At 66.4% G+C, this 6,822-nt stretch carries 7 protein-coding genes; 4 read left to right on the forward strand and 3 right to left on the reverse strand.

The annotated features are described in order from the left end of the window. The first annotated feature begins 174 nt into the window (after positions 1-174). Positions 175-1,020, forward strand: a complete 846-nt coding sequence (locus ACFE7U_RS16925; RefSeq protein ID WP_375410881.1) for a 23S rRNA (adenine(2030)-N(6))-methyltransferase RlmJ — start codon at positions 175-177, stop codon at positions 1,018-1,020. Between the two features lie 67 nt (positions 1,021-1,087). On the opposite strand, the gene ACFE7U_RS16930 is transcribed toward ACFE7U_RS16925, so the two are convergent. After that, positions 1,088-1,366, reverse strand: coding sequence for a chromate transporter (locus ACFE7U_RS16930; protein WP_375410887.1), 279 nt, complete (start codon positions 1,364-1,366; stop codon positions 1,088-1,090). Positions 1,367-2,095: 729 nt separating this feature from the next. On the opposite strand from ACFE7U_RS16930, the gene ACFE7U_RS16935 reads away from it, so the two are divergent. Beyond that, entirely contained in the window at positions 2,096-3,052 is a 957-nt protein-coding gene (locus ACFE7U_RS16935; protein WP_375410882.1) for a transporter, read from the forward strand. Positions 3,053-3,294: 242 nt separating this feature from the next. Here the strand turns inward: ACFE7U_RS16935 and ACFE7U_RS16940 are convergent, their stop codons facing one another. Next, complete coding sequence (locus ACFE7U_RS16940; protein WP_375410883.1) at positions 3,295-4,728, reverse strand: FAD-linked oxidase C-terminal domain-containing protein; 1,434 nt, start codon at positions 4,726-4,728, stop codon at positions 3,295-3,297. A gap of 313 nt (positions 4,729-5,041) precedes the next feature. On the opposite strand from ACFE7U_RS16940, the gene ACFE7U_RS16945 reads away from it, so the two are divergent. After that, positions 5,042-5,401, forward strand: coding sequence for a c-type cytochrome (locus tag ACFE7U_RS16945; protein WP_375410884.1), 360 nt, complete (start codon positions 5,042-5,044; stop codon positions 5,399-5,401). A gap of 90 nt (positions 5,402-5,491) precedes the next feature. Here the strand turns inward: ACFE7U_RS16945 and ACFE7U_RS16950 are convergent, their stop codons facing one another. Further along, complete coding sequence (locus ACFE7U_RS16950) at positions 5,492-5,962, reverse strand: MarR family winged helix-turn-helix transcriptional regulator (RefSeq protein ID WP_375410885.1); 471 nt, start codon at positions 5,960-5,962, stop codon at positions 5,492-5,494. A gap of 342 nt (positions 5,963-6,304) precedes the next feature. Here ACFE7U_RS16950 and ACFE7U_RS16955 point away from each other — a divergent pair, with 342 nt between their 5' ends. Continuing rightward, on the forward strand, positions 6,305-6,727 hold the full coding sequence (locus ACFE7U_RS16955) for an organic hydroperoxide resistance protein (protein WP_375410886.1): 423 nt from the start codon (positions 6,305-6,307) through the stop codon (positions 6,725-6,727). The last annotated feature ends 95 nt before the right edge of the window (positions 6,728-6,822 follow it).

Here is a 6,822-nt window from a genome sequence, read left to right on the forward strand (position 1 = left end):
CCCCCTGCCCCGAACTCGCCCGCCAGAACTGCCGGGCCGGCGAGGTGGCGATCGACGCGGCACGCTAGAGCATGCTGCTGTTTCACGGAACCAACAGCATGCTCCGCCTCCTTGTTGTCGCATGATGTTTCTCGGGAAACCGGATTCCACTTTCCCGCACCATGCTATGGCCCGATGAATTACCGTCACGCCTTCCACGCCGGCAATTTCGCCGATGTCCTCAAGCACCTCGTGCTGACGCGGGTGCTCGTCCATCTCCAGGGCAAGGCCACCGCCTTCCGGGCGATCGACACCCATGCGGGACTCGGTTTCTACGACCTCACCGGCGACGAGGCCGGCCGCACCGGCGAGTGGTTCGAGGGCTGGGGTCGCCTCGACGAGCCGTTCACGGAGGAGGTCGAGGCGCTGCTTGTCCCCTACCGCGGGGCGGTCGCCGCCGTCCGGGCACGCCACGGCGCGACGATCTATCCGGGCTCGCCCGCCCTGATTCGCGAGTTCCTGCGCCCGGGCGACCAGGGCGTGTTCGTGGAACTGCATCCCTTGGACGCCGAGATCCTGCGCGGGCGCTACAACCAAGATTCGCGCACCAAGGTCCTCCATCTCGACGGCTGGACCGCCCTCAACGCGATGATCCCGCCACCCGAGCGCCGCGGCGTGGTGCTGATCGACCCGCCCTATGAGGAGCTCGGCGAGATCGATCGGCTCGCCGCCGCGCTCGTCAAGGCGGTGACGAAATGGCCGACCGGGACCTACGTCGCCTGGTACCCGATCAAGGACGTCGCCCTCGTCGACCGCATGGTGGCCGACCTCCACCGGGAACTCGACCGGCCGGCCCTGCGCCTCGACCTGATGGTGTCCGAGCCCGACCCGACCCGGCTCAACGGCAACGGGCTCATCGTGATCAATCCGCCCTGGCGGCTCGCCGACGAGGCGAACCTGTTCCTGCCGGCCCTGGCCGAGCGCCTGGCCCGGCGTGACTACGGGGCGTTCCGCTGCGTCGCCTTCGGCGCCGAGGCCTGAGCGGCGGCATCGTCGATCGTGTTCACGACCGTTGCGAGCCGCCTCGTCCGCTCGCCGTCCATGAGGTTCATCGGCCCGGCACTGCCCCCACCAGCGCCCCTGCCGCCACTGAGAGCCAGGGCGGCCATTGCCAGACCGCCAGTGCCAGGACGGCGCCGGCGGCGAGCCCGAAATCGGCCGGGCCGCGGATGCCGCTGCTCCAGATCGGATCGTCGAGCGCGGCGAGCAGCACCCCCACCACCACCGCGCTGACGCCGGCCAGGATTCGGTGGGCGCTCGGCCGGGCGCGCAGGCTCTCTCCGAACGGCAGCGCACCGAAGACGAGCAGGACCGCCGGGAGAGCGATGAACGCTCAGGCAGATGAGCGCCGCGCGCCAGGGCGCCCACGCGACGTCTCAGGTTCGGTGGCCGGGAGGCGACCATCACTCCTGGGAGGATAGAGCCGATCTGTCCGACGACATTGGGCATCGCGAGGACGACGGCCGCGGCCACCGCCAACGCTGGTGCAGGATCGTTGCCCGTCTCTCGTCTCATCCCTGCCGCAGGTTCTGCCGCGGAGAGGCAGCGGGATCGGGCCACGTGTCGCGACGCCCCCACATGTCAGCGCTCCTGGACCATCGGGCCCGATACCGCGTCCCGTGCGACGGTCGAAGGTCTTGTTCTTGCTGGCTCCCTCGCGAGGTCCGGGATCCGTATGTCGGACCGAGACCCCGTCGCAGGAGCGTCCTCCACTCGCAGGGCTGATCTGGCGAAAGGCCAAGCACCTGAGACTTTGGACCGAGATTTGTGTCGATTTTGCAACTGTTACGGCGAGACGGCGACAAAGCGCGATCTGAATATAGACGTTCTACAGTTGTCTGTCAGAATAGGTCCCGCAATGAATGAAAGTTGATCGCATATCCAATCAATCATACAATATATACATTCAATTCATGTGACTAACGAAGATCTTCGGCGCTTCGGCTCACGGCTGAATGCGCAAGGATGCCCCGTGACCATCGCCCGGATGTCTCGGAAGCGACGATCCGATCCACTGTCCGCCCTGCGGACTGCGCTGCCAACAAGGAGCCTCGTCATGTGCAAGAATTGGATCGCCGCGGGGGCCGTGACGGCCGCTTTCGGCCTGATGGCGACGACGTCCCACGCCCAGACCACCACAGTGCCCGGCGAGCAGGTCGGCCTCGCCGTCGGCGCACCGCTGCCGGAAGGCATCTACGCCATCGACACCTTCACCTATCGCAGCCCCGACGGCCCGAACGCGAATTCGGCCGACACCTCGGTCAACGTGCCGGTCTTGGTCTGGTCGACGCCTTGGAAGATCTTCGATGCGCGCATCGAGGCCGTGGTCGCCCAGCCAACGGTGTTCGTCTTTCCACGTGCGAACGGCGGCCGTGACTTCTCCATCAACGTCGGCACGCTGGTGGGATCGATCTTCGCATGGGACCTCGGCAACAACGTCGGCTTCAGCTACCTCGCCGCCGTCCACCTCAACGACCTCAACGCCGGCCGGGGCTTGCCGATCTTCTCGTCCAACACCTACCGCCAGGGCTTCGCGCTCAGCTACACCGGCGACGGCTACAACCTCACCGCCAATCTGACCCACAACATCTACGATTCGCCCGGCCGCTTCGAAGGCCGCTTCGGCGGCCTCGGCCAATTCTTCATCGCCGACGCGCTCACACTCGACCTGACCGCGACCAAGAAGTTCGGCAAGTTCGAGATCGGCGCCATCGGCTACGGCACCACCGATCTGCCAGGCCGCATTCCCGTTGGCGCCGTCAACGCCACGTCGTACTCGAAAGCCGGACGCTTCGCGCTCGGCGGCCTCATCGGCTACGATTTCGGGCCGTTCACGGCGCAGGCCTGGATCGCACGCGACGTCGTCACCCGCGCGACGCAGATCTCTCCGATCACCGGTTTTTCGAACGGTCGCGATGCCTACTCCACCGAGGGCTGGGTTCGCATCATCGCTCCGCTGTACTCGCCGACCCTGGTCGCCGCTGCGCCGGCTCCGCTGATCCGCAAGTACTGACCGGCATCACTCATTGACCACGCTTCGCGATCGCTCCGCTTCGGCGGGTTCGCGCGGTGTCGCGCTGCAGCCGGAACGGATACCCTGCCGCGCAGCTTACCCATCCGAGTGCTCGTCCTTCCCAAGGTTCGCACTTCGATAGCGGCCGGCGGTCCCGTCTCAACAGCGTCCGATCCCGGCCAACCCACTCGGCCCCGCACCGGATCGTTCCGATCCCGTCGCGGGGCCTTTTTGGTTCGGGCTCACGCCGCGACGCGGCCCTCCAGCGGGAACACCTTGGCGGGGTTCATCAGCCAGCGCGGATCGAAGACGTTCTTCACGCGCATCTGCTGCTCGAGGTCGGCCTGTGTGTACTGGAAGCGCATCAGCTCGCGCTTCTCGATGCCAACGCCGTGCTCGCCCGTGAGGCAGCCGCCGACCTCGACGCAGAGCTTGAGGATGGCGTCGCCCGCCTCTTCGGCCTTCTGCAGCTCACCGGGCTCGTTGATGTCGAACAGGATGAGCGGGTGCAGGTTGCCGTCGCCGGCATGGAACACGTTGGCGACACGCAGGCCGAGCCCTGCGCAGATCGCGCCGATGCGCTCGAGCACCAGCGGCAGCTGGCCGGTCGGGATAGTGCCGTCCATGCAGATGTAGTCTGAGATCCGGCCGGTGGCGCCGAAGGCGGATTTGCGGCCCTTCCAGATCGCCGCGCTCTCGGCCTCGCTCTGCGAGACCTTCAGGCTCGTCGGGTTGAAGGCTTTCGCGATCTCGACGATTCGGGCGAGCATGTCCTCGCATTCGGTGTCCGAGCCCTCGACCTCGATGATGAGCATCGCCTCGGCGTCGCGCGGGTAGCCGGCCTGGGCGAAATCCTCGGTGATCAGGATCGCCTCGCGGTCCATGTACTCCATCGCCACCGGGATGATGCCTGCCGCGATGATCGCCGCCGTGCAGGCTCCGGCATCCTCCACCGAGGAGAAGCCAAACAGGGCCGGGCGTGCGCCTTCGGGCCCACGCAGGATGCGCACGGTCGCCTCGGTGACGATGCCGAGCTGCCCTTCCGAACCGCAGACGAGACCGAGGAGGTCGTAGCCGCCGGAATCGAGGTGCTCCCCGCCGATCTCGACGACGGTGCCGTCATGGGTGACGAGGGTGACGCCCAGGAGGTTGTTGGTGGTGACCCCGTATTTGAGGCAATGGGCCCCGCCGGAATTCATCGCGATGTTGCCCGCGATGGTGCAGGCGAGTTGGCTCGACGGGTCGGGGGCGTAGAAGAAGCCCTCGTGGGAGACGGCGCCCGAGATGGCGAGGTTGGTGATGCCGGACTCCACCCGCGCAGTCCGGTTGGAATAGTCGACCTCGAGGATGCGGTTCATCTTGGCGACACCGAGGATCACAGCGTCCTCCTGCGCGATGGCGCCCCCGGCCAGCGACGTTCCGGCCCCGCGGGCCACCACGGGCACGCCGTGGCGGTGGCAATAGGCCATCACCGCCGAGACCTCGGCGGTCGTGGAGGGCAGCACCACGGCGAGCGGCATCTTGCGGTAGGCGGTGAGCCCGTCGGTCTCGAAGGCGCGCCGCTCGTCTTCGGTGGTCACCAGGGCCTCGACCGCCACCAGCGGCTTGAGCCCCGCGATGATGGCGTCGCGGCGCGCGAGAATGTCCGGATCGGGAGAGGGAAAAGCGATCGACATCGGGCGTTCTCCTGCCGGCCTGCGCCTTCAGCATTCGCTCATCACCGACCGGCTATGAACCGGATGGGCAAGCGATGCCGGGACAAACCCTTGGACGTCATCCTAACGGAACATCGGTCCGGGCGTCACCGGAACGATGATCGGTCGGATAATCCGCGGGGCTTCCTTTCGTCGCAGATGCCCTAGTTCACTCGGGCGCGTTTGAGTATCGACCTGCCTAGTCTCGACTTGTTCCAAACGGCTGAGCTCTGCCATAAGCCGGGCCGGCCCATAAAGCCAAAGCGGCCGTCGCCGCACCTGGAGGAAAACATAGATGCGTCACCTCATCCTCGGCGCCGCGTTCGCGCTGCTTCTTCCCCTGTCGGCTCAGGCGCAGGATGCCGCCGCCGGCGAGAAGGCCTTCACCGCCTGCAAGGCCTGCCACGCCCTAGGCAAGAACGGCGTCGGCCCGAACCTCGTCGGTGTCGTCGGCCGCAAGGCCGCGTCCTACGAAGGCTATAGCTATTCGGCCGCCCTCAAGGAATCCGGCATCACCTGGGACGAGGCCAATCTCAAGGAATGGCTGATCGGACCCGCCGCCAACAAGGTGAAGGGCACCAAGATGGTCTATGCCGGCCTCAAGGACGAGAAGAAGGTTGCCGATGTGATCGCCTATCTCGCGGCCCAGAAATAAGCCGGTCCGAGATCACAGATCGATCATGAACGACGAAGCCGTCTCCGGTGATCCGGAGGCGGCTTTTTGTTGTGCGCTCTACGGCTGGATTCAGGCCACCGCGTCCGGGCCGGCCTCGATACTGTCGTGCAGGGAGCCGCGCAGGTTCACGAGGAGGTCGAGGAGTTCGCGCCGCGCCTCCAGGTTGAGGCCGCTCATTCCACCGGCCTGGGACGGGATGCAATCGAGCTTGCCCTTGAGGCCCTGTGCCTTCGGCGTGAGGAAGATGCTGACCTGGCGCTCGTCGGTTCGGTCCCTCGCGCGGCGGACATGGCCCGAGGCCTCCATCCGCTTGAGAAGCGGCGTCAGCGTCCCGGAATCGAGGAAGAGGCGCCCGCCGAGCTCCTTCACCGTCAGCCCCTCCTGCTCCCACAACACCATCAGGACGAGGTATTGCGGATAGGTGAGGTCGTGGCTCGTCAACAGGGCGCGGTAGGCGCGGCCGAAGGCATGGGCGGCGGAATAGACTGCAAAGCAGAGCTGATCGTCGAGCCTCTGGCCATGGTCATTCGTGGCAGGCATCGTCTGCGCGGCCTGCGCCGTCCCGGTGGATTGTCGGCCTGACATGATGTGCTGCCCTGTCGCGTCCCGCTTCACGGCACTGATTTCCCGCGTTGCAGCGGGACTTTAGGGAAAAGGTCGTTCGCGCACAATCGAGCTTGCCGGCGGCTGACCCATGTTAGGGGAACAAGGCTCTGCCGCAGGGTGGCTCAACAATATTGCGCGCAATCTAGCTTCATGCGATCTGCGGGATACGCCTACTCAGCGATGCCGCAGAAGCGTGACCGCGGGGCCCTGTCGGGGCCCGCCCGCCGCCCCAGGTTGTCATCGACGAGTCGTCGACAAGCACGTCAGGAGATCGAGATGAAAGCACTCTACACCGCTCACGCCCATGCCACCGGCGGCCGCGAAGGCAAGGCCGCCACCGACAACGACGCGCTCAGCGTCGCATTGTCGACGCCCAAGGAACTCGGCGGCGGCGGCGGCACCGGCACCAATCCCGAGCAGCTCTTCGCGGCGGGCTACGCCGCCTGTTTCCTCGGCGCCATCAAGTTCGTCGCCGCGCAGGACAAGGTGAAGATCTCGGACGACGCCAAGGTCGAGTCGAGCGTCGGTATCGGCCAGCGCGACGACGGCGCCGGCTTCGCTCTCGTCGTCACCCTCAAGGCGACGCTTCCGGGCATCGACCATGCGAAGGCCGAGGATCTCGTCAAGCGCGCCGACGTGGTCTGCCCCTACTCGCACGCCACCCGCGGCAACATCCAGGTCGACATCTCCGCGGCCTGAAGGCGTCCAAGCCGGCCGGACGGTGGTCCGGCCGGCTTTCAGTTCAGGTGCCAGATCGCGGCGTTGAGCAGCGTCGCGAAGGAGACCCAGGCGGC

This window comes from uncultured Methylobacterium sp., assembly GCF_964251405.1.
Classification (GTDB): domain Bacteria; phylum Pseudomonadota; class Alphaproteobacteria; order Rhizobiales; family Beijerinckiaceae; genus Methylobacterium.

What these genes read in the sequence shown, in the direction of transcription:
- ACFE7U_RS16935 (WP_375410882.1), top strand. Translation starts at nt 2,096, where the DNA reads ATGTGCAAGAATTGGATCGCCGCGGGGGCCGTGACGGCCGCTTTCGGC.
- ACFE7U_RS16925 (WP_375410881.1), top strand. Translation starts at nt 175, where the DNA reads ATGAATTACCGTCACGCCTTCCACGCCGGCAATTTCGCCGATGTCCTC.
- ACFE7U_RS16955 (WP_375410886.1), top strand. Translation starts at nt 6,305, where the DNA reads ATGAAAGCACTCTACACCGCTCACGCCCATGCCACCGGCGGCCGCGAA.
- ACFE7U_RS16940 (WP_375410883.1), bottom strand. Translation starts at nt 4,728, where the DNA reads ATGTCGATCGCTTTTCCCTCTCCCGATCCGGACATTCTCGCGCGCCGC.
- ACFE7U_RS16945 (WP_375410884.1), top strand. Translation starts at nt 5,042, where the DNA reads ATGCGTCACCTCATCCTCGGCGCCGCGTTCGCGCTGCTTCTTCCCCTG.
- ACFE7U_RS16950 (WP_375410885.1), bottom strand. Translation starts at nt 5,962, where the DNA reads ATGCCTGCCACGAATGACCATGGCCAGAGGCTCGACGATCAGCTCTGC.